General features: G+C 64.2%; 20 protein-coding genes. 4 read left to right on the plus strand and 16 right to left on the minus strand.

Translation table 11 applies throughout. From position 1 onward, the window contains the following. Window positions 1-231, plus strand: a 231-nt coding sequence (locus E1N52_RS06310; RefSeq protein ID WP_165979344.1) for an ATP-binding protein, incomplete at its 5' end; no start/stop codon positions are given. A gap of 113 nt (window positions 232-344) precedes the next feature. Here the strand turns inward: E1N52_RS06310 and E1N52_RS06315 are convergent. The 4 genes from E1N52_RS06315 to guaB all read right to left on the minus strand — a co-directional run bounded on the left by E1N52_RS06315 (window position 345) and on the right by guaB (window position 4,924). Next, window positions 345-686, minus strand: a complete 342-nt coding sequence (locus E1N52_RS06315; protein WP_205965584.1) for an Arm DNA-binding domain-containing protein — start codon at window positions 684-686, stop codon at window positions 345-347. Window positions 687-968: 282 nt separating this feature from the next. Then, on the minus strand, window positions 969-2,552 hold the full coding sequence (gene guaA, locus E1N52_RS06320; RefSeq protein WP_133181242.1) for a glutamine-hydrolyzing GMP synthase: 1,584 nt from the start codon (window positions 2,550-2,552) through the stop codon (window positions 969-971). A 179-nt stretch (window positions 2,553-2,731) separates the two neighbouring features. Further along, the gene (locus E1N52_RS06325) at window positions 2,732-3,457 is read right to left on the minus strand and encodes a hypothetical protein (RefSeq protein ID WP_133181244.1); all 726 of its coding nucleotides are present in this window, start codon (window positions 3,455-3,457) and stop codon (window positions 2,732-2,734) included. Window positions 3,458-3,463: 6 nt separating this feature from the next. Further along, window positions 3,464-4,924, minus strand: coding sequence for an IMP dehydrogenase (gene guaB / locus E1N52_RS06330; RefSeq protein WP_133181245.1), 1,461 nt, complete (start codon window positions 4,922-4,924; stop codon window positions 3,464-3,466). A 269-nt stretch (window positions 4,925-5,193) separates the two neighbouring features. Between guaB and E1N52_RS06335 the strand changes: the two genes are divergently transcribed. Continuing rightward, complete coding sequence (locus tag E1N52_RS06335; RefSeq protein ID WP_133181247.1) at window positions 5,194-6,249, plus strand: DMT family transporter; 1,056 nt, start codon at window positions 5,194-5,196, stop codon at window positions 6,247-6,249. A gap of 96 nt (window positions 6,250-6,345) precedes the next feature. Here E1N52_RS06335 and E1N52_RS06340 read toward each other — a convergent pair whose 3' ends face one another. Both E1N52_RS06340 and E1N52_RS06345 read right to left on the minus strand, forming a co-directional pair. Further along, window positions 6,346-6,678 carry an RnfH family protein gene (locus E1N52_RS06340; protein WP_133181249.1) on the minus strand — a complete coding sequence of 111 codons (333 nt, stop codon included), beginning with the start codon at window positions 6,676-6,678 and terminating at the stop codon, window positions 6,346-6,348. Beyond that, complete coding sequence (locus tag E1N52_RS06345) at window positions 6,675-7,112, minus strand: type II toxin-antitoxin system RatA family toxin (RefSeq protein WP_133181251.1); 438 nt, start codon at window positions 7,110-7,112, stop codon at window positions 6,675-6,677. The genes E1N52_RS06340 and E1N52_RS06345 overlap by 4 nt, the downstream gene beginning before the upstream one ends. A gap of 102 nt (window positions 7,113-7,214) precedes the next feature. On the opposite strand from E1N52_RS06345, the gene smpB reads away from it, so the two are divergent. Beyond that, a complete protein-coding gene (gene smpB, locus E1N52_RS06350) occupies window positions 7,215-7,661 on the plus strand; it encodes an SsrA-binding protein SmpB (RefSeq protein ID WP_069265630.1) in 447 nt (148 codons plus the stop codon). 74 nt (window positions 7,662-7,735) lie between these two features. Here smpB and E1N52_RS06355 read toward each other — a convergent pair whose 3' ends face one another. The 3 genes from E1N52_RS06355 to ppsA all read right to left on the minus strand — a co-directional run bounded on the left by E1N52_RS06355 (window position 7,736) and on the right by ppsA (window position 11,779). Then, the gene (locus E1N52_RS06355) at window positions 7,736-8,695 is read right to left on the minus strand and encodes an SPFH domain-containing protein (protein ID WP_133181252.1); all 960 of its coding nucleotides are present in this window, start codon (window positions 8,693-8,695) and stop codon (window positions 7,736-7,738) included. 55 nt (window positions 8,696-8,750) lie between these two features. Further along, window positions 8,751-9,236, minus strand: a complete 486-nt coding sequence (locus tag E1N52_RS06360) for an NfeD family protein (protein WP_133181254.1) — start codon at window positions 9,234-9,236, stop codon at window positions 8,751-8,753. 143 nt (window positions 9,237-9,379) lie between these two features. Then, on the minus strand, window positions 9,380-11,779 hold the full coding sequence (gene ppsA, locus E1N52_RS06365) for a phosphoenolpyruvate synthase (protein ID WP_133181256.1): 2,400 nt from the start codon (window positions 11,777-11,779) through the stop codon (window positions 9,380-9,382). 399 nt (window positions 11,780-12,178) lie between these two features. On the opposite strand from ppsA, the gene ppsR reads away from it, so the two are divergent. Further along, window positions 12,179-12,994, plus strand: coding sequence for a posphoenolpyruvate synthetase regulatory kinase/phosphorylase PpsR (gene ppsR / locus E1N52_RS06370; protein WP_028204047.1), 816 nt, complete (start codon window positions 12,179-12,181; stop codon window positions 12,992-12,994). A 66-nt stretch (window positions 12,995-13,060) separates the two neighbouring features. Here ppsR and E1N52_RS06375 read toward each other — a convergent pair whose 3' ends face one another. The 7 genes from E1N52_RS06375 to E1N52_RS06405 all read right to left on the minus strand — a co-directional run bounded on the left by E1N52_RS06375 (window position 13,061) and on the right by E1N52_RS06405 (window position 19,151). Next, the gene (locus E1N52_RS06375; protein ID WP_133181258.1) at window positions 13,061-13,846 is read right to left on the minus strand and encodes a TrmH family RNA methyltransferase; all 786 of its coding nucleotides are present in this window, start codon (window positions 13,844-13,846) and stop codon (window positions 13,061-13,063) included. A gap of 102 nt (window positions 13,847-13,948) precedes the next feature. After that, a complete protein-coding gene (gene rnhB, locus E1N52_RS06380; RefSeq protein ID WP_133181260.1) occupies window positions 13,949-14,737 on the minus strand; it encodes a ribonuclease HII in 789 nt (262 codons plus the stop codon). Then, window positions 14,734-15,903 carry a lipid-A-disaccharide synthase gene (gene lpxB / locus E1N52_RS06385; RefSeq protein ID WP_133181262.1) on the minus strand — a complete coding sequence of 390 codons (1,170 nt, stop codon included), beginning with the start codon at window positions 15,901-15,903 and terminating at the stop codon, window positions 14,734-14,736. The genes rnhB and lpxB overlap by 4 nt, the downstream gene beginning before the upstream one ends. Window positions 15,904-15,906: 3 nt before the next feature. Beyond that, a complete protein-coding gene (lpxA, locus tag E1N52_RS06390; RefSeq protein WP_133181263.1) occupies window positions 15,907-16,695 on the minus strand; it encodes an acyl-ACP--UDP-N-acetylglucosamine O-acyltransferase in 789 nt (262 codons plus the stop codon). A gap of 78 nt (window positions 16,696-16,773) precedes the next feature. Then, window positions 16,774-17,238, minus strand: a complete 465-nt coding sequence (gene fabZ / locus E1N52_RS06395) for a 3-hydroxyacyl-ACP dehydratase FabZ (RefSeq protein WP_028204052.1) — start codon at window positions 17,236-17,238, stop codon at window positions 16,774-16,776. A gap of 253 nt (window positions 17,239-17,491) precedes the next feature. Then, entirely contained in the window at window positions 17,492-18,565 is a 1,074-nt protein-coding gene (gene lpxD / locus E1N52_RS06400; protein WP_133181265.1) for a UDP-3-O-(3-hydroxymyristoyl)glucosamine N-acyltransferase, read from the minus strand. A gap of 37 nt (window positions 18,566-18,602) precedes the next feature. Beyond that, window positions 18,603-19,151: an OmpH/Skp family outer membrane protein gene (locus E1N52_RS06405; RefSeq protein ID WP_133181681.1), complete on the minus strand. Its 549-nt coding sequence runs from the start codon at window positions 19,149-19,151 to the stop codon at window positions 18,603-18,605. Window positions 19,152-19,158: the final 7 nt, after the last annotated feature.

Consider the following 19,158-nt stretch of genomic DNA (forward strand, 5'->3'; position numbering starts at 1 on the left):
GAACTGCTGCAGACCCTCGTCCATCAACGCTACAAGCAACGCCGCAGCATCCTCGTCACGTCCAACCGCGTCGTCCAGGACTGGGGGCGCTACCTTCGCGACAGCACCATGGCTTCGACGATCCTTGACCGTCTGCTGCATCGCTCCAAACTCCTCGAGTTTGAAGGCAAGAGCTATCGTCTCCGTGAAGCCGCTGCCAGGCTTGCCGTCACTGAGGAATCCGACGCATAATCCGCTCGTCCTGCCTGGGGGAATTTAGCCGCCCACAAGTGGAGGAGTTTGAACTGCCCATCGGGGACTCTGGCTGGCGACAATTGCATCGGCAAGCGCATCGCGTTGCGCGTTCATGCAACCACCTGCTCGCCCGGGCGGGATGCGCGAACACGCGACTTGATGAGCGCATCGAGTTCGGACTCGATCCATCCGACTGTCAAGGCTTCGGCGGCGTCCGTACGCTTCTCGATCTTCGCGCTAGAGGGGGACACACCGCGCTCCAAGTCCCGGCGGGCGCGTTCCAACAGCGGGCGTGCCTCGCGCAACGAGACGGCCATGCCATATTGAAGTTGTTCGGGATCACGAGCAGCCTTGCGCGACGGGTCGGATTCGTGGCACCCGATCGTCAGCGTTTCACGGCGCCCGTTCAAGCGGTAATCGAAGCGGAAGGAGCGTTTGCCGGTCGGCAACACAGCTACGCAACCTTATAGGCCTTTTCGCGCGGTGCCAGACTGGATAGTTCTCGATCGGTAAGCAAATCAGCCTCACTCTGATTCGCCGTCCGATACCGTCAGCCCGTCTGACGGTATCGTGACCAGCGATTTCATCTGCCTCTAACGGTACCGTCACGACAACCGACACTGCGCGCGCTTGGATAATATCGGCCGAGACAACCTGAAATGTCTCGGCCCTTATGGCGCTTCGGTTAGACGTGAGTTTCGAGACCGCATGAGACGATGTGAGGCGATCCTAAATCACTCCCACTCGATCGTCGCCGGCGGCTTGCCCGAGATGTCGTACACCACACGGTTGATGCCGCGCACCTCATTGATGATGCGGTTCGACACGTGGCCCAGCAACTCGTGCGGCAGGTGCGCCCAGTGCGCCGTCATGAAGTCGAGCGTCTGCACCGCGCGCAGCGCTACGACATACTCGTAGGTGCGGCCATCGCCCATCACACCCACGCTCTTCACCGGCAGGAACACGGCGAACGCCTGGCTCGTGAGTTCGTACCACGACTTGCCCGTTTCCTTGTCGATCGTGTTCCGCAGCGTCTCGATGAAGATCGCATCTGCACGGCGCAGCAGATCCGCAAAATCACGCTTCACTTCGCCGAGAATGCGCACGCCGAGGCCCGGGCCCGGGAACGGATGGCGGTAGACCATTTCGTGCGGCAGGCCGAGCTTCACGCCCAGTTCGCGCACTTCGTCCTTGAAGAGTTCACGCAGCGGTTCGAGCAGCTTGAGATTGAGCGTTTCCGGCAGCCCGCCCACGTTGTGGTGGCTCTTGATCGTGTGCGCGGCCTTCTTGCCCTTGCCGGCCGACTCGATGACGTCCGGATAGATCGTGCCTTGCGCGAGCCATTTGGCGTCGGTGAGCTTGCCCGCTTCCGTCTGGAACACTTCGACGAACTCCGCGCCGATGATCTTGCGCTTCGCTTCCGGATCGGTTACGCCTGCGAGCTTCGACATGAACGCTTCGCTCGCGTCGACATGGATCACCTTCACGCCGAGGTTGTCGGCGAACATCGACATCACCTGCTCGGCTTCGTTCAGACGCAGGAGGCCGTGATCGACGAACACACAGGTCAGCTGGTCGCCAATCGCACGATGCAGCAGTGCCGCCGCGACCGACGAATCCACGCCGCCCGAGAGGCCGAGAATCACATGCTCGTTGCCCACCTGCTTGCGGATCGTCTCGACGGCTTCGTCGATGTAGTGGCCCATCTCCCAGTCGGCCTTCGCGCCGCAGATGCCGAGCACGAAACGCTCGAGCATCGCGCGACCCTGCACCGTGTGCGTGACTTCCGGGTGCCATTGCAGGCCGTAGAAGTGGCGCGCTTCATCGGCCATTGCCGCGATCGGGCACGATTCCGTCGATGCCATCAGCTGGAAGCCCGCCGGCATTTCCGTGACCTTGTCGCCGTGGCTCATCCACACCTTCAGCATGCCGTGGCCTTCGCTCGTGCGGAAGTCTTCGATGCCTTCGAGGAAGCTCGTGTGGTTGCGGGCGCGCACTTCGGCGTAACCGAATTCGCGCAGGTGGCCGCCGTCGACCTTGCCGCCAAGCTGCTCGGCCATCGTCTGCATGCCGTAGCAAATGCCGAGAACTGGCACGCCCAGTTCGAACACGGCTTGCGGTGCGCGCGGCGTATCGGTGTCGGTGACCGAGTTCGGGCCGCCGGAGAGGATGATGCCCTTCGGCGCGAATTCGCGCACGAATGCGTCGTCCACATCATACGGATGGATTTCCGAATAAACGTGGGCTTCGCGCACGCGGCGTGCGATGAGCTGGGTGACTTGCGAGCCGAAGTCGAGGATCAGGATTTTGTCGTGCATGGCTGCGGACGAGACCTAAAAAAGAACGGATACGGAAAGCCGCGCGACAGTTCAAACGCGCGCAGCGTGAATTCATCAGGACCGGAGCGCCGTGCTACGGCGGCACCGGGTGGCGCAAGTTCGGGTGTCTTTCGGGCGCACTGCGTCTGCTGTTTGGGAGGCCGGGTTTGCACGCGGCCTCAGCCACGCAGCGGCGGCCTCGGTGCGTCGGCCGCTTCGTCGCGAGCCGCCTGTCGAGCCTCTTGAGCTTGCACCGGACTGGCGGGCGGCGTAACCGGCGATGGACGGGGCGTAACCGGCGGAACGGCCGCGGGCGTCACGGTCGGGACTTCCACAACGGGTTCGACCGGCGCTGCCGGCCGTTTCGCCTCTTGCGCACCGCCCCACGCCGTTCGCGGAGCCCCGGGCTTCGCGTACGTCACCGGCTCCTCGCGCCGCGCCTTGGCGGTCTTGCGAGCCTCGCGTGCTTCGCGGCGTTGCGCGGCGGCTTCGGCCGGCGTGGTTCTTTCGCGCTTGCGCACCAAACCCGCCAGACGCGCACCGCCCAACCCGAGGACGATCAGCCAGACGCCCACCGCGCCAGCCACCAACTGGCCCAAGCCAGTGAGTTGCGGACTACGCACGCCGATCAGCCAGACCAGCATCAGCACGCCGGCAATCCAGTTGACGTGCCCCACGGTGCGGCCCACAGGCACGGTCATCTCGCCGTGGAAGGCCGCGCGCAGCGCAAGCCACGCGAAACCCAGCAGCACCACGCCAAACGCCTGCCCAACGAGCGCCGGCTGCGTTTGCACCAGTTGCAACGCGTTGTAGACGAGGCTCCAGGGCGTGAGAACGAACAGCACGCCGAATCCGAGCAACGTCAACGCATCGACAATCAGTAGCACGCGCAGCAGCGGCTTCATCGGGGTTTAGTCCACGTGATAGTTGGGCGCTTCCTTCGTGATCTGCACGTCGTGCACGTGCGACTCGTGCAGGCCGGCGCCGGTAATCTGCACAAACTCCGCTTTCGCATGCAGGTCTTCGATCGTACGGCAGCCGCAGTAGCCCATCGAAGCGCGCACGCCACCGATCAGCTGGAACAAGATCGCGTTGATCGGCCCCTTGTAGGCGACTCGGCCTTCGATGCCTTCCGGCACGAGCTTGTCGATGTTCGCCGAGTTGTCCTGGAAGTAGCGGTCCGCGGCGCCGTCCTTCATCGCGCCGACCGAGCCCATGCCGCGATACGACTTGTACTGGCGGCCCTGGTAGAGGAACACGTCGCCCGGCGACTCTTCGGTGCCCGCGAACATGCTGCCCATCATCACGGCGTTCGCGCCGGCTGCCAGCGCTTTCGACACGTCGCCCGAGTAGCGCACGCCGCCGTCGGCGATGCACGGCACGCCCGTCCCCTTGAGCGCTTCCGAGACATTGGAGATCGCGCTGATCTGCGGCACGCCCACGCCGGCCACGATACGCGTCGTGCAGATCGAGCCCGGGCCGATACCGACCTTCACGCCGTCCGCGCCGTACTCGACGAGTGCGCGCGCCGCGTCGGCCGTAGCGATGTTGCCGCCGATCACTTCGACGTGCGGGAAGTTCTTCTTGACCCAGCGAACGCGCTCGAGCACGCCCTTGCTATGGCCGTGCGCCGTATCCACGACGATCACGTCCACGCCGGCTTGCACCAGCAACTCGACGCGTTCTTCGTTGTCCGGACCCACACCGACTGCCGCGCCTGCGCGCAGCTTGCCGTGCTCGTCCTTACAGGCGGCCGGGTGCTCGGTCTGCTTGGTGATGTCCTTGACGGTCATGAGACCGCGCAGCTCGAACGAGTCATTCACGACCAGCACGCGCTCAAGGCGGTGGCTGTGCATGAGCGCCTTGGCTTCGACGAGCGGCGTGCCTTCCTTGACGGTGACGAGACGCTCGCGCGGCGTCATGATCGAGCGCACCGGCTCGTCCAGACGCGTTTCGAAACGCAGGTCGCGGTTCGTGACGATGCCGACGAGTTGTGCGCCTTCGACGACCGGGAAGCCCGAAATGCCATGCTGCTGCGAGAGCGCGATGACGTCGGCGACCTTCATTTGCGGCGGAATCGTGATCGGATCGCGCACGACGCCCGACTCGAAGCGCTTCACCTTCGCGACCTCTCGCGCCTGCTCGGCCGGCGTGAGGTTCTTGTGGACGATGCCGACGCCGCCCTGCTGCGCCATGGCAATTGCCAGACGGCCTTCCGTGACGGTATCCATAGCGGCCGACACGAGCGGAATGTTCAGGGAGATATTGCGGGTCAGCCGGGTCTTCAGGCTGGTGTCGCGCGGGAGAACGTCGGAAAAGGCGGGGACGAGGAGCACGTCATCGAACGTGAGTGCTTTCTGGATCAGACGCATGGCAAATCCTATAGGCGCAAAAGCAGATTATACGCGATAGCGCCCTGGAAATCATCAGCGCTAACAGTAGCTTAGCGCCGTTTTCGGGATTATTTCCACGCTCCGGCCCTGCCGGTGCGAGTCGTGCGGGCAAGGCTCGCCTCCGACCCGAATATCGGACGCCCGATGCAGGATTGAACAAGACGGGTGCGCACGCCTCCAGTTATGCTTCGGGCCGTCCTGTTAATACGGCCCGTCTGGGCCACCCGAAGTTTCTGGAGGCATTACAAATGCAGCGTGGTGTGTTGTACGGCATGCTCGCCGGCGCATTGTGGGGAACGGTGTTCGTCGTGCCCCGGCAACTGGCGGAGTTCTCGCCACTGCTCCTGAGCGCGGGCCGCTACGCGATGTACGGGCTCGTCTCGCTCGCCGCGCTTTTGCCCATGCTGCGCCGCGTCTGGCCGCGCATGACACGTGCCGATCTGGTCGCACTCGTGAAGCTCGCGCTGGTGGGCAACGTGCTCTATTACCTGTTTCTTGCGAGCGCCATCCATCTGGTGGGCATCGCGCCTGCCTCGCTGATCGTCGGCGTGCTGCCCGTCACGGTCACGCTGCTTGGCCGCCGCGACCATGGCGCCGTGCCCCTTTCACGTCTGGTCTGGCCGCTTGCGATGATCGCGGCCGGCATCGTCTGCATCAACGTGGACGTGTTCAGCGCAGCCAGCGAGGCAGGCGGCGCGAGCGTCCTCACGCGCATCGCGGGCATTGGCTGCGCCGTCGGCGCGCTCGTGTGCTGGACCTGGTTCGCGGTCGAGAACGCTCGCTATCTGCAGCGCAATGCGCACTTCAGCGGCAACGAATGGTCGGTGCTCTGGGGCGTGGTCACGGGCGCGCTCGGCGGCCTGCTCTGGCTCGGCATTCTCGTCGTGCCGTCGCACTGGGTGCAGGAAACCGTGGCCGCCGGCCGCTGGACTACGTTCTGGCAGTTGAATCTGGTGCTCGCGATCGGCGCCTCGTGGCTCGGCAACGGCCTCTGGAACGCCGCCGCCAAGCGCTTGCCGCTCACGCTCTCGGGTCAGATGATCGTGTTCGAGACGCTGTTCGCCCTGCTCTACGGCTTTATCTACGATCACCGGCTGCCGCGCGGGCTGGAAATCGCGGCGATCGTGCTGCTGGTGGCAGGCGTGAGCTGGTCGGTGCGCCAGCATTCGGGCGGCCCCGAAGACACCGCGCACGGCGACGGTATCGTGCCGGACGGCGATCTGCCAGGCATCGGCAACGAAAGCCGCCTCGCGCAACCGAACAACGACGCGAAGAAGCGTAGCGGCCGCACGACCACCGCCTGAGCGGGCCGGGCCGCAAAAAACCGAATGGGCGGGACAGCGTGCGCTGTCCCGCCCATTGCATTGGTGCGGCAAATCCTTGGCAACCTGGCTCGACGCTTACCGCGAATCCTTGGGCAGCCACTTGCGCCCTTCGATCGAGCCTTCCTTGCGGGTCTTGTCGACGCGGCGCTGGCGCGCCATCTTCGGGTCGACGATCAGCGGCCGATAGATCTCCACGCGGTCGTGGTCGGCGAGCACGGTGTCGAGCGGCTTGAGCTTGCCGTACACGCCTACCTTGAGCTTCGCCAGATCGATCTCGGGATGACGCGCGAGAATGCCGCTTGCGTCGATGGCCTGCTGGACGGTCGCGCCCGTCGGCAGTTCGATGCTGATGAGCGTCTGCGTATCCGGCAGCGCGTAGCAGACGTCGATGGAAAGATTCGCGCTCATGGCTTGCCGTAGCGCTGGTCGGCGCGCTTCACGAAGGAGTCGACGAAGGTGTTCGCGATGTGATGGAACACCGGCCCGATGAGTTTCTCGAGAATGATGTTTGAAAACTCGTAATGCAGCGCAAACTCGATCTTGCAGGCGTCGGCGCGCAGCGGCGTGAAACGCCAGTAGCCCGTGAACTTGCGGAACGGGCCATCGGCGAATTCCATGTCGATGCGCTCGGGCCGCTTTTGCGAGTTGCGCGTGGCGAAGTGTTGCTTGATGCCCTTGAAGTTGATGTCGATCTTCGCCTCCATGCCGCTCTCGTCCTGACGGCGAATCTCGATGCCGCCGCACCACGGCAGGAAGTTGGGGTAGTCGGCGACGTCGGTGACGAGGTCGAACATTTGTTCCGCCGAATGGCGAATCAACACGGTTTTCTGGACATCCGCCATAAATTGCGCAATGCGTGGCTAGGGTGAAAGCGCCACGGGCTTTCGGGAGCCCGCTTTGCTAAAATCGTAATTTTAAACGAGTTGGGCCAATCCCATTTTCCTATGAGCATCATCGACAACAGAAAAGCGTTCTTCGATTACTTCATCGAAGAGCGCCACGAGGCTGGGCTCGTGCTGGAAGGATGGGAAGTCAAGGCCATGCGCGCCGGGCGAGCCAACATCAAGGAGAGCTACGTCGTGATCAAGGACGGCGAGCTCTACCTGATCGGCACGCACATCAGCCCGCTGCCCGAGGCCTCGACGCACATCCAGCCGGACCCCACGCGCACCCGCAAGCTGCTGCTCCATCGCGAGGAAATCGACAAGCTGATCGGCAAGGTCGAGCAGCGCGGCTTCACGCTCGTGCCGCTGAACTTTCACTACAAGGGCGGCCGCGTGAAGTGTGAGATCGGCCTCGCCAAGGGCAAGAAGCTGCACGACAAGCGCGAAACCGAGAAGAAACGCGACTGGGAGCGCGAAAAGGCGCGCCTGATGCGCTCGCCCACCTGATTCTTCCGGAGAATCGTTTGGATGGAAAACGGGCCGCTCATGCGGCCCGTTGTCATTTGCAGCGGCCTGAGCGCTTATGCGCCCTTCGTCGCCCCGGCCCCACTGATCTGCCCCTCGCGCAGGCCCGCCCGGTTCACGATCGTCAGCGCCGAAGCGATCATCGAGCTCAAGTCGCCCATGTTGCCCGGCACGATCAGCGTATTGCCCTGCTTCGCCAGATTGGCAAAGGCATTCACGTACTGTTCGGCCACCTTGAGGTTGACGGCATCCATCCCGCCCTGCGCCTGGATCGAGTTGCCGATCTTCTGGATGGCCTGTGCGTTCGCCTCGGCCACCGCAAGAATGGCGGCCGCCTGACCCTGCGCCTGGTTGATCGCCGCCTGACGCTCGCCTTCCGACTTCTGGATTGCCGCCTCGCGCGCGCCGGCTGCGAGGTTGATCTGCTCCTGCTTGCGGCCTTCCGAGGCCGCGATGAGCGCGCGCTTTTCCCGCTCGGCGGTGATCTGCGCCTGCATGGCGTGCAGGATTTCCTTCGGCGGCGTGAGATCCTTGATTTCGTAGCGCAGCACCTTCACGCCCCAGTTCGATGCGGCTTCATCGAGCGCCGACACGACGCTATGGTTGATGAAGTCGCGTTCCTCGAAGGTCTTGTCGAGTTCGAGCTTGCCGATCACCGAGCGCAGCGTGGTCTGCGAAAGCTGCGTGATCGCGAACACGAAATTGCTCGAGCCGTACGACGCCTTCATCGGATCGGTCACCTGGAAGTACAGCACGCCATCCACCTGAAGCTGCGTGTTGTCGCGCGTGATGCAGACCTGGCTCGGCACGTCGAGCGGAATCTCCTTGAGCACGTGCTTGTAGGCCACGCGATCCACGAACGGCAGCACGATTGTCAGCCCCGGCGTGAGCGTGGCGTGGTAGCGTCCAAGCCGTTCGAGCACCCAGGCATGCTGCTGAGGCACGATCTTGATGGTCTGCGCGATCAGCACGACGACGATCACGAGCAGAATCAGGCCGACGACTGGGACTTGCATACGGGACCTCCGTTCGCTTCTGTGTGGTGTGTTGGTGTGATTTGAATTCGACCGGTCACGCGTGGCGCGCGTCGTCGCGAGCGGCACCGGGCGCATTGGCTTCGCGCCGCTCGCGCTTCGCCGCCACGACGAGGCAACTGCCGCGCACTGCCTTGATTTCATAGAGGGGCGCATCCTCGGGCTCGCCGGGCGCGAGTTCGACGTCCCATTCGGCGCCGCGATACATCGTGCGCGCGCGGCCGTCGCGCCATGCGGCGACGGCAAGCGTCGCGCCAATATCGAGGTTCACGCCCGGATCGGTCGACGCGTCGGTCATGCGCCGGCGGCGGCCAAAGCGCGAGCGCCGCAGCGTGACCACGGCCGCGAGCCCGACCGCCGCTGCGACGATCAACTGCACGTCGAGCGGCCAGCCAAGCTCATAGCTGAGCGCGCCGGCGAGAAAACCGAGCGCGATCATCAATAAGTAGAAGGTGCCGGTCATCAGCTCGGCGACGATGAGCACGCCGGCGGCAATCCACCAGAACAAACCATGCGGACCCACGACGACCCCCCAAAGTAAAACACCCCGGATAGACCGGGGTGTTATAGCACGAAGCTGACACTTTTTTCCGCCGCGTGTAATCACGCACGGTAAGCAGCATCAAACTCCGCATGCGCCGAAGATTGACACCCTCGGCACGGCGCTTACTTCGCCTGCGACTTCGCCAGCTGCTGCCAGGTTTCGACGACCGAGTCCGGGTTCAGCGAGATCGAAGCGATGCCTTCTTCCGCGAGCCACTGGGCGAAATCCGGGTGATCGGACGGGCCCTGACCGCAGATGCCGACGTACTTGTTCAGACGGCGGCAGGTTTCGATCGCGCGCTTGAGCATGAACTTCACGGCCGGATCGCGCTCGTCGAAGTCGACGGCCAGCAGTTCCATGCCCGAGTCCCGGTCGAGGCCGAGCGTGAGCTGCGTAAGGTCGTTCGAGCCGATCGAGAAACCGTCGAAGTACTGCAGGAACTCTTCGGCGAGAATCGCGTTCGACGGCACTTCGCACATCATGATCAGCTTGAGGTCGTTCACGCCGCGCTTCAGGCCAAACTTCTCGAGCAGGCCAACCACGCGCTCCGCCTGCTTGAGCGTACGCACGAACGGCACCATGATCTCGACGTTCGTGAGACCCATTTCTTCACGCACGCGCTTGAGCGCCAGGCACTCCATCTCGAACGCTTGCGCGAAGTCCTCGGCGATGTAGCGCGAAGCGCCGCGGAAACCCAGCATCGGGTTTTCTTCATCCGGCTCGTAGCGCGAACCGCCGATCAGCTTCTTGTACTCGTTCGACTTGAAGTCCGACAGACGCACGATCACGGGCTTCGGATAGAACGCCGCCGCGATCGTGGCGATACCTTCCGTGAGCTTGTCGACGTAGAACGCGCGCGGCGAGGCGTGCCCGCGTGCAACGCTTTCCACGGCCTTCTTCAGGTCCGCGTCGATGTTCGGGTACTCGAGGATCGCCTTCGGGTGCACACCGATGTTGTTGTTGATGATGAACTCGAGACGCGCGAGGCCAACACCTGCATTCGGCAGTTGCGAGAAGTCGAACGCGAGCTGCGGATTGCCGACGTTCATCATGATCTTGACCGGAATGGCCGGCAGCTCGCCACGCTGGACTTCGCTGACTTCCGTTTCCAGCAGACCGTCGTAGATGCGGCCTTCGTCGCCTTCCGCGCACGAAACCGTCACGAGCGCGCCGTCCTTCAGCACGTCGGTCGCGTCGCCGCAGCCCACCACGGCCGGCACGCCCAGCTCACGCGCGATGATCGCCGCGTGGCAGGTACGGCCGCCACGGTTCGTGACGATCGCCGAAGCGCGCTTCATCACCGGCTCCCAGTTCGGGTCGGTCATGTCGGCGACGAGCACGTCGCCCGGCTGCACGCGTTCCATTTCGGACGGATCGTGAATCACCTTCACGCGGCCTGCACCGATCTTCTGGCCGATAGCGCGGCCCGTTGCGAGCACCTGCGACTGGCCCTTGAGCTTGAAGCGCTGCTCGACCTTGCCGGCGGCCTGGCTCTTCACCGTCTCCGGACGCGCCTGGAGAATGAAGATCTTGCCGTCGAGACCGTCCTTGCCCCACTCGATGTCCATCGGACGCTGGTAGTGCTTCTCGATGATGACGGCGTACTTGGCCAGCTCGATCACATCTTCGTCGGTGATCGAGAAGCGGTTGCGCTGTTCGTGCGAGACGTCGACCGTCTTCACGCGGCCCGGTTCGCCCGGCTGCGTGAACTCCATCTTGATGAGCTTCGAGCCGATCGAGCGGCGGATGATCGGAGCCTTGCCCTGCGCGAGCGTGGTCTTGAAGACGTAGAACTCGTCCGGATTCACGGCGCCCTGCACGACCGTTTCACCGAGGCCATAGCTCGACGTGATGAAGACAGCGTCCTTGAAGCCCGATTCCGTGTCCAGCGTGAACATCACACCGGCGGCGCCGCGGTCCGAACGGACCATGCGCTGCACGCCGGCCGACAGCGCAACTTCGGCGTGGGTGAAGCCCTTGTGGACGCGATAGGAAATGGCGCGGTCGTTGTAGAGCGACGCGAACACGTGCTTGAGGCGATCGAGCACGTCTTCGATGCCGACCACGTTGAGGTAGCTTTCCTGCTGACCGGCAAACGATGCGTCGGGCAGGTCTTCCGCCGTTGCCGACGAACGTACGGCGAACGAGAGCTCAGACGGCGAACCGTTCTGCAGCGTCTCGAAACCGGCGCGGATGTCCGCTTCGAGTTTCGGCTGCAGCGGCGCGTCGATGATCCATTGACGGATCTCCTTGCCAGCTTCGGCCAACGCCTTCACGTCGTCGACGTCGAACGTCTCCAGACGGGCGGCGATCCGTTCGGTCAGGTTGTTATGTTTCAGGAAGTCGCGGAAGGCGACCGCAGTCGTCGCGAAGCCCGTGGGGACTCGCACGCCTGCCTCAGCCAACTGGCTGATCATTTCGCCGAGCGAGGCGTTCTTGCCGCCCACGATCTCGACATCGGTCATCCGCAACTGCTCGAAAGGCACTACATACGCCTGATCCTTGGCAACGGTGTTAGTCATACAAGCCCCTAAGTGTGAAAAAAATTCACGATTGCGCAAGTGGGCTCGAACGCGGTCCACCCATTGGAGGCGGATTCGCGTCTTGCGCAACCTGTTGGAGAAGCAATCGCTCAGGAGCCAAGCGAATTTCCATTCAATGGAAAAGCACGAAGATGCGCGCGATTACATGAAGTTAGACGGAATCGCTGCAAATTGACACCAGAATGCGCCGCGATAGGCGGCTGTTTGGCGCGGTTGCACTGCAATTGCTTATCCAACAGGTTGCCGCTATTCTACCGTGCCGACTCTGGAATTTGTGCCAGTCGGCGAGAATTGCCCCTCGGTCCCGCCGGACGGGGCTTTCCGGGCGCCCAAGCCTGTCCCGAGCGGCCCTGCAGCTCACGTACCCAGCCTCAACCGATGCCGCCTACCGTATTCATCGTCTCCGACGGTACCGGGATCACTGCCGAAACCTTCGCGCATTCGATCCTGTCGCAGTTCGACCAGAAATTCCGCCTCGTGCGCGTGCCCTTTGTCGATTCGTCCGAAAAGGCATACTCGACCGCCGAGAAGATCAACGAAGCCGCCGTGCAGGAAGGCCGCCGTCCGATCGTGTTCACGACCCTCGTGGACAGCAACTCGAACGAGATCGTCAAGCGCGCGAATGCGCTCGTGATGGACATGTTCCAGACCTTCGTGGAACCGCTCGAGCAGGAGCTGGAGCTCAAGTCGAGCCACGCCATGGGTCGCGGCCACCAGAACGCCGACACCGACGAATACAAGAACCGAATCGAGGCGATCAACTTCTCGCTCGCGCACGACGACGGCCAGTCCGACCGCAATCTCGCCGACGCCGACGTGATCCTCGTGGGCGTATCGCGCAGCGGCAAGACGCCTACGAGCCTGTATCTCGCGATGCAGTACGGTGTGAAGGCCGCGAACTACCCGCTCATCCCCGACGATTTCGAGCGCGGCAAGCTGCCGAATGCGCTGCTTTCGCATCGTACGAAGATATTCGGCCTCTCGATCGATCCGCAGCGCCTGACCGAGATCCGCAACGAGCGGCGCCCGGGCAGCAAGTACGCCGCGCTGGAAAATTGCCGCTATGAGGTCAACGAAGCCGAGGCGATGATGCGGCGCGAAGGCATCAAGTGGCTCTCGTCGACGCACAAGTCGATCGAGGAAATCGCCACCACGATCCTGCAGGAAATCCGCATCGACAAGCCGTCGTATTGAAGCACACCGCCTGAAACGAAAAAGCCCGCATCGCGCGGGCTTTTTTATTGCCCACTGGCGCGAGCGTCAACGTGCGTGACGCTGCTGCCGGCATTGCTCGAACACGCACACCGCCGCCGCTGCCGCAACGTTGAGCGACTCCATGCCGCCCGGCTGCGGAATCGTCACGCGCAGCGCGGCCGCGTCGCGCCATACCTGCGAGACGCCCGCGCCCTCGTTGCCGAACACCCACGCGACCTGGCCCGTGAGATCGGCCTCATCGATCGCCTGCGCGCCGTGCGAATCGGTGATGACCACTGGCACGCCGAGCAACTCGACGAGCGCTTCGGCCTCTACATCCTCGTACACCTGCAAGAGAAAATGCGCGCCCATTGCCGAGCGCAGCACCTTCGACGACCACACGTAGGCCGTGCCCGGCGTGCAGAACACCTTGTCGATGCCGGCCGCCGCCGCGCTGCGCAGGATCGACCCGACATTGCCGGCGTCCTGCAATCCGTCGAGGACGAGGCAAGTCGATGCGACACGCTCGGGCAACTGCGCTTCAGGCATATCGACGAGCAGCAGCAGCCCCACGCCGTGCACGACGTTCGAGAGCTGCCCGAAGAGCGCATCGGGCAGCGTGATCACGCGACGCTCTTCCACGCGGGCGACGATGGCCTGCGCTTCTTCATGCGCGAGCGCACCTTCGGTCACCACGCAGTATTCGGGCTGCGTGCCGCCGTCGAGCCACGCGCTCGCGAGATGGAAGCCTTCGAGCAAGGCCTGATGGCTGCGCCGCTGTTGATGCGTCGAGCCGGCGAGCGCCTTCAGGCGCTTGTAGAGCGGATTGTCGCGCGAGGTAATGGCTTTCACGGGCGGCTCAGGCGTGTCAAATGAGGATCGGGAGATAGAAAACGGCGGCGCCGGCACTATGCGAAACGGCGCCGGCTCGCGTGAGACGCAGTTAGCCGCGGCTCAAGAAAGCGGCGCGAAGGCGTCGCCTTCTTCGAGGCTGGCGACGTCGCTGACCACGGTCGATGCACCGGGCAGGACAATGCCGTGCAGCACGTAGGCCTCGCGCACCGGCGCGAACGTGCGCCGGTGATGCTCACAGGGACCATGCGCGCGCAACGCTTCGAGGTGCTGCGGCGTGCCGTAGCCCGCATGGGCGTCGAAACCGTAGTGCGGGTGCCGTTGGTGCAGATCGACCAGCATGCGGTCGCGCGTGACCTTGGCGATGATCGAAGCCGCCGAAATGCTCGGCACGAGCGCGTCGCCGCCGATCACCGCCTCGCTGCGCACAGGCATCACCGGACAGCGATTGCCGTCGATCTTCGCGAGCGTCGGCACGATGCTCAAGCCTTCGACCGCACGCCGCATCGCCAGCATCGTCGCGTGCAGGATGTTGAGCGAGTCGATTTCCTCGACGCTCGCCGACGCGACGCACCACGCGAGCGAGCGTTCGACGATGCGCTCGTAGAGCGATTCGCGCGCCTGCGCCGTCAGCACCTTTGAATCGTTGAGCCCGCGAATCGGCCGGGCCGGATCGAGAATCACGGCCGCCGCGACCACGGGCCCGGCGAGCGGCCCGCGGCCGGCCTCGTCCACGCCGCAGATCACGTCGTCCGGCGATCCGAACACCAGTCCGGCCTGCCGCGCCGCCTTGCGACGCGCGGCAAGCTTGAGCGCCGCCTGCGACGGCGGTTTTTTCTCCGCCGGCGCTGTCGTGCGCCTGGTCGCGCGCTTGATCGTGCCCTCGCTCATGCCCGCCCCTTTCGGCCTTCGACGATGCTCGCGACCACCTCGGCCGCGCGCTCCGCGGTGTTCTGGCGCAGGGTCAGATGCATCTGCGTGAACACCTCGGTCAGCGTGCGCCGGTTTGACTCGTCCTGCAACTGCGTGAGCGTCGCCTCGGCAAGCGCCTCCGGCGTCGCGAAGTGCTGCAGGATTTCCGGCACGACGAAGCGGCCCGCGAGAATGTTCGGCAGTCCCACGTACGGCAGATAGGCCTGGCGGCGCATGATCTGCCCCGTGAGCCAGGGCACCTTGTAGGAGATGACCATCGGCTTCTTGAGCAGCGCCGCTTCGAGCGTGACCGTGCCGCTTTTCACGAGGATCGCGTCGGCGGCCGTCATGGCGAGCTGCGACTGGCCGTCGATGATCGTGAGCCCGAGGCCCTGGTGCGCGTTCGCGAGCTCCTGCAGCTGCGCATGGATGGCCGGCGTTGCCGCCGGCATCACGAAGCGCAGCGCCGGCTCGCGCCGTTGCATGATCTGCATCGCGTCGAAGAAGGTCGGGCCGATCAGGTTGATTTCCGAGCGGCGGCTGCCCGGCAGCACCGCGATCACCGGGCCGCTTTCCGGCAGGCCCAGCGTGCGGCGCGCACCGGGCATGTCCGGTTCGAGCGGAATCTCGTCGGCGAGCGGATGGCCCACGTACGACGCCGCCACCCCGGACTTCTCGAGCAGTGCCGTTTCGAACGGAAACACGCAGAGCATGTGATCCACGGCCTTCTGGATCTTCTTGATACGACCGCCCCGCCACGCCCAGATCGACGGGCAGACGAAGTGGATCGTCGGAATGCCCGCATCGCGCAGCGCGTGCTCGAGGCCGAAGTTGAAGTCAGGCGCATCCACGCCGATGAACGCGTCAGGCGGTTCGGCCAGCAGCTGGTGCTTGAGCTCGTTGCGGATGCGCAGAATCTCAGGAATGTGCCGCAGCGCCTCGACGTAGCCGCGCACCGAGAGCTTTTCCATCGGCCAGTGCGCGTCGAAGCCGGCGGCCGTCATGCGCGGACCGCCGATTCCGTAGTACTGCGTAGTGTCGGGCAAGCGGGCTTTGAGGCCCGCGAGCAGCGATGACGCAAGCAGGTCGCCGGACGGCTCGCCGGCGACCATCGCGAGGCGCAGCGGACGCGTTTGCAGCGCCATCGATCAGCGAATGATGCCGCGTTGCGACTGCTCGACGAAGTCGAGCAGCGCCTTCACGTGCACGTCGCCGTCGCCGCCCGCCTGCGCGAGGTCGGCGAGCTGCACCTTCGCCTCTTCGAGCGAGAGCCCGTTCTTGTAGAGCGTGCGATACGCCGAGCGCAGCGCGGAAATCGCGTCAGCCGAAAAGCCGCGACGGCGCAGACCTTCGACGTTGATGCCGTGCGGCACCGCCTTGTTGCCGGCGGCGATCACGAACGGCGGCACGTCCTGCACGAGCGCCGAGGCGCCGCCGACCATCGAGTGCGCGCCAATGCGCACGAACTGGTGCACGCCGGTCATGCCGCCGACGATCGCGTGGTCTTCGACGAACACGTGGCCCGCGAGCTGCGCGTTGCTCGACATGATGACGTTGTTGCCCAGACGGCAGTCGTGGCCCACGTGCACGTAGGCCATGATCCAGTTGTCGTCGCCGATGATCGTGATGCCGGTGTCCTGCACCGTGCCCGTGTGCAGCGTCGTGAACTCGCGGATGGTGTTGCGGTTGCCGATCGTGAGCTTCGTGGGCTCGCCTTTGTACTTCATGTCCTGCGGACGGCCGCCGATCGACGCGTAGTGGCCGATCGTGTTGTCTTCGCCAATCGTCGTGTGGCCTTCCAGCACGCTATGCGAACCGACCTTCGTGCGTGCACCGATGGTGACGTTCGCACCGATGACCGCGAACGGCCCGATTTCGACCGATTCGTCGATCTGCGCGCCCGACTCGACGACCGCAGTGGGATGGATCCTGCTCATTCGTCCTCGCTCTCCGATTCTGTTTCCGTGCGCTGGCGCCTCGAGGTCAAGGCGCGCTGCGGCATGCGGCGGCGCTTCTTATTGCGCCGCGTCCATTTTCTTGACGGTGCACATGAGTTCCGCCTCGCAGGCCACGGAGCCTTCGACTTCGGCCACCGCCTTGAACTTCCAGATGCCGCGCATGTAGCGCTCGAACGTCACGTTGAGGATGAGCTGGTCGCCCGGCTCGACTACGCGCTTGAAGCGCGCGCCGTCGATGCCCACGAAGTAGTACAGCGTATTCTCGAAGTCCTGCTCTTCCTCCGAGAACGTGAGCAGCGCGGCGGTTTGCGCCAGCGCCTCGAGAATCATCACGCCGGGCATGACCGGACGCTGCGGGAAGTGTCCCGTGAAAAAGGGCTCGTTGACCGTCACGTTCTTCAACGCCTTGATGCTCTTGTGCGGCTCGAGCTCGATGACCCGGTCCACCATCAGGAACGGATAGCGGTGCGGCAGCAGCGTGAGAATCTTGTGGATGTCGAAGTTGAGTTTTTCGATGTTCATGGTGGTTCTGCTCACGCAGGAATTGCGCGTGTGACTTTCGATTTCGATATTCGAGGCGCCGGACCAAACTCGCCCGCGCTGACGCGAAGTATGCGCCACGCCCGGGCTCCCGTGCATGCGTATTGCCCCGGGCGGGTAGCCCCGGGCGGAGGCCCCCTGCGGGGAACCCCCAGGCGAGCGGCTTTGGCCGTCCGCTACGCAAAGCGGCGCGCCGCTCCCGCGACACGCCGCCCGCTACCTCGATACTGCTTTCTTATTCGCCCTGCGGCTTCTGGGCTACCGCCGCTTCGAGCGCCTTGATACGGTCGCGCAGCTTGTCGATGTTACGCAACAGCGCGGCGCTCTTGTTCCAGTCGGCGTGATCGACCGCCGGGAAAGCGCTCGTGTAGATGCCGGCCTTCGGCAACGACTTCGAGACACCCGACTTTGCCGTGACGATCACGTAGTCCCCCAGCGTGACGTGCCCCGCAATGCCCACTGCGCCGCCGATCATGCAATGGCGCCCGATCGTCGTACTGCCCGCAATGCCGGCGCAGCCCGCGATGACCGTGTACGCGCCGATCTTGCAGTTGTGGCCGATCTGCACGAGGTTATCGATCTTCACGCATTCTTCGATGATCGTATCGGCCATCGCGCCGCGGTCGATCGTGGTGTTCGCGCCGACCTCGACGTCCGGCCCGATGGCCACGCCGCCCACTTGCGGAATCTTGACCCAGCTACCCGTGCGCGCGTCACCCTCGCCCGTGAAATCGGGGGCGAAACCAAAGCCGTCCGAGCCGATCACGGCGCCGGCGTGCACAATCGCGCGCTGGCCAAGCTTGCAACTGTGGTAGACAGTCACGCCCGGATACAGGTGCGAGCCCTCGCCCACCTGGGTGCCGCGGCCGATGAAGACGTTCGCGTCGAGCCGCACGTTTTCCCCGATCACAGCGCCCGCTTCGATCGTGACGTTCGGGCCGATTACCGCGCTCGCGGCAACCTGCGCCTTCGCGTCGACGTGAGCGCTGGCGTGGATGCCCGGCTGCGCCTTCGGCGCGGCGAGGTCGATATACGCCTGCGCGACACGCGCGAAGTAAGCATACGGATTCGGTGTGACGATGAAGTTGCGTCCATCGCGCGATGCGAGCTTCTCGAGGTCGCCGGGGCTGATGAGCACCGCGCCCGCGCGGGTCGTCTCGACCTGCGCGAGATACTTCGGATTGGCGAGGAACGCGAGCTGTTGCGGACCGGCCTGGTCGAGCGGCGCCAGCGAACTGACGCGTTGCGTCGCATCGCCCACCACCTCGCCGCCGAACCGCCCGACGATGTCCTCAAGCGTAAATGCCATGCGCGTGCTGCTCCTGCCTTAGTTGCTTTTAGTTGCCTTAGTTGCTGCTACTGCCGCCCGCGCTATTCGCTGCGAGCGCCTTCAGTACCTGGTCGGTGATGTCGATGCGCGGGCTCACGTACACCGCTTCCTGCACGATCAGGTCGTAATGCTGCTGCTCGGCGATCTGCTTGATCACCTTGTTCGCCCGGTCGAGCACCGCCGCCAGTTCCTCATTGCGGCGCTGGTTCAGGTCTTCGCGGAATTCGCGCTGCTTGCGCTGAAAGTCGCTGTCGAGCGCGGAAAGGTCGCGCTGCTTCTGCGCGCGATCGGTCGGCGACATCGACGGGCCGTTCTTGTCGAGCGAATCGGACATCGACTTCAGGCGCTGAGCCATGTCCTGCAGATCCTTGTCGCGCTTGGCGAACTCGGCTTCGAGCTTGGTTTGCGCGGCCTTCGCGGGAACGGACTCGCGCAGGATACGGTCGGAATTCACCGCCGCGATCCTGGCTTCCTGCGCCTGCGCCACACCCATGCCAAAACCGAGGAGCGCCAGCGACACGGTCATCGCCCCGATCGTCCGTCTGGAAAACATACCCGTTAGCAAAGTCATC

Origin of the sequence: Paraburkholderia guartelaensis (genome assembly GCF_004353905.1) — a bacterium.
GTDB classification, from domain to species: domain Bacteria; phylum Pseudomonadota; class Gammaproteobacteria; order Burkholderiales; family Burkholderiaceae; genus Paraburkholderia; species Paraburkholderia guartelaensis.

Bases quoted from the DNA above. Each gene is read 5' to 3' on its own strand.
- guaA (WP_133181242.1), bottom strand. From the start codon at position 2,552: ATGCACGACAAAATCCTGATCCTCGACTTCGGCTCGCAAGTCACCCAG.
- E1N52_RS06325 (WP_133181244.1), bottom strand. From the start codon at position 3,457: ATGAAGCCGCTGCTGCGCGTGCTACTGATTGTCGATGCGTTGACGTTG.
- guaB (WP_133181245.1), bottom strand. From the start codon at position 4,924: ATGCGTCTGATCCAGAAAGCACTCACGTTCGATGACGTGCTCCTCGTC.
- E1N52_RS06335 (WP_133181247.1), top strand. From the start codon at position 5,194: ATGCAGCGTGGTGTGTTGTACGGCATGCTCGCCGGCGCATTGTGGGGA.
- E1N52_RS06340 (WP_133181249.1), bottom strand. From the start codon at position 6,678: ATGAGCGCGAATCTTTCCATCGACGTCTGCTACGCGCTGCCGGATACG.
- E1N52_RS06345 (WP_133181251.1), bottom strand. From the start codon at position 7,112: ATGGCGGATGTCCAGAAAACCGTGTTGATTCGCCATTCGGCGGAACAA.
- smpB (WP_069265630.1), top strand. From the start codon at position 7,215: ATGAGCATCATCGACAACAGAAAAGCGTTCTTCGATTACTTCATCGAA.
- E1N52_RS06355 (WP_133181252.1), bottom strand. From the start codon at position 8,695: ATGCAAGTCCCAGTCGTCGGCCTGATTCTGCTCGTGATCGTCGTCGTG.
- ppsA (WP_133181256.1), bottom strand. From the start codon at position 11,779: ATGACTAACACCGTTGCCAAGGATCAGGCGTATGTAGTGCCTTTCGAG.
- ppsR (WP_028204047.1), top strand. From the start codon at position 12,179: ATGCCGCCTACCGTATTCATCGTCTCCGACGGTACCGGGATCACTGCC.
- rnhB (WP_133181260.1), bottom strand. From the start codon at position 14,737: ATGAGCGAGGGCACGATCAAGCGCGCGACCAGGCGCACGACAGCGCCG.
- lpxB (WP_133181262.1), bottom strand. From the start codon at position 15,903: ATGGCGCTGCAAACGCGTCCGCTGCGCCTCGCGATGGTCGCCGGCGAG.
- lpxA (WP_133181263.1), bottom strand. From the start codon at position 16,695: ATGAGCAGGATCCATCCCACTGCGGTCGTCGAGTCGGGCGCGCAGATC.
- fabZ (WP_028204052.1), bottom strand. From the start codon at position 17,238: ATGAACATCGAAAAACTCAACTTCGACATCCACAAGATTCTCACGCTG.
- lpxD (WP_133181265.1), bottom strand. From the start codon at position 18,565: ATGGCATTTACGCTTGAGGACATCGTCGGGCGGTTCGGCGGCGAGGTG.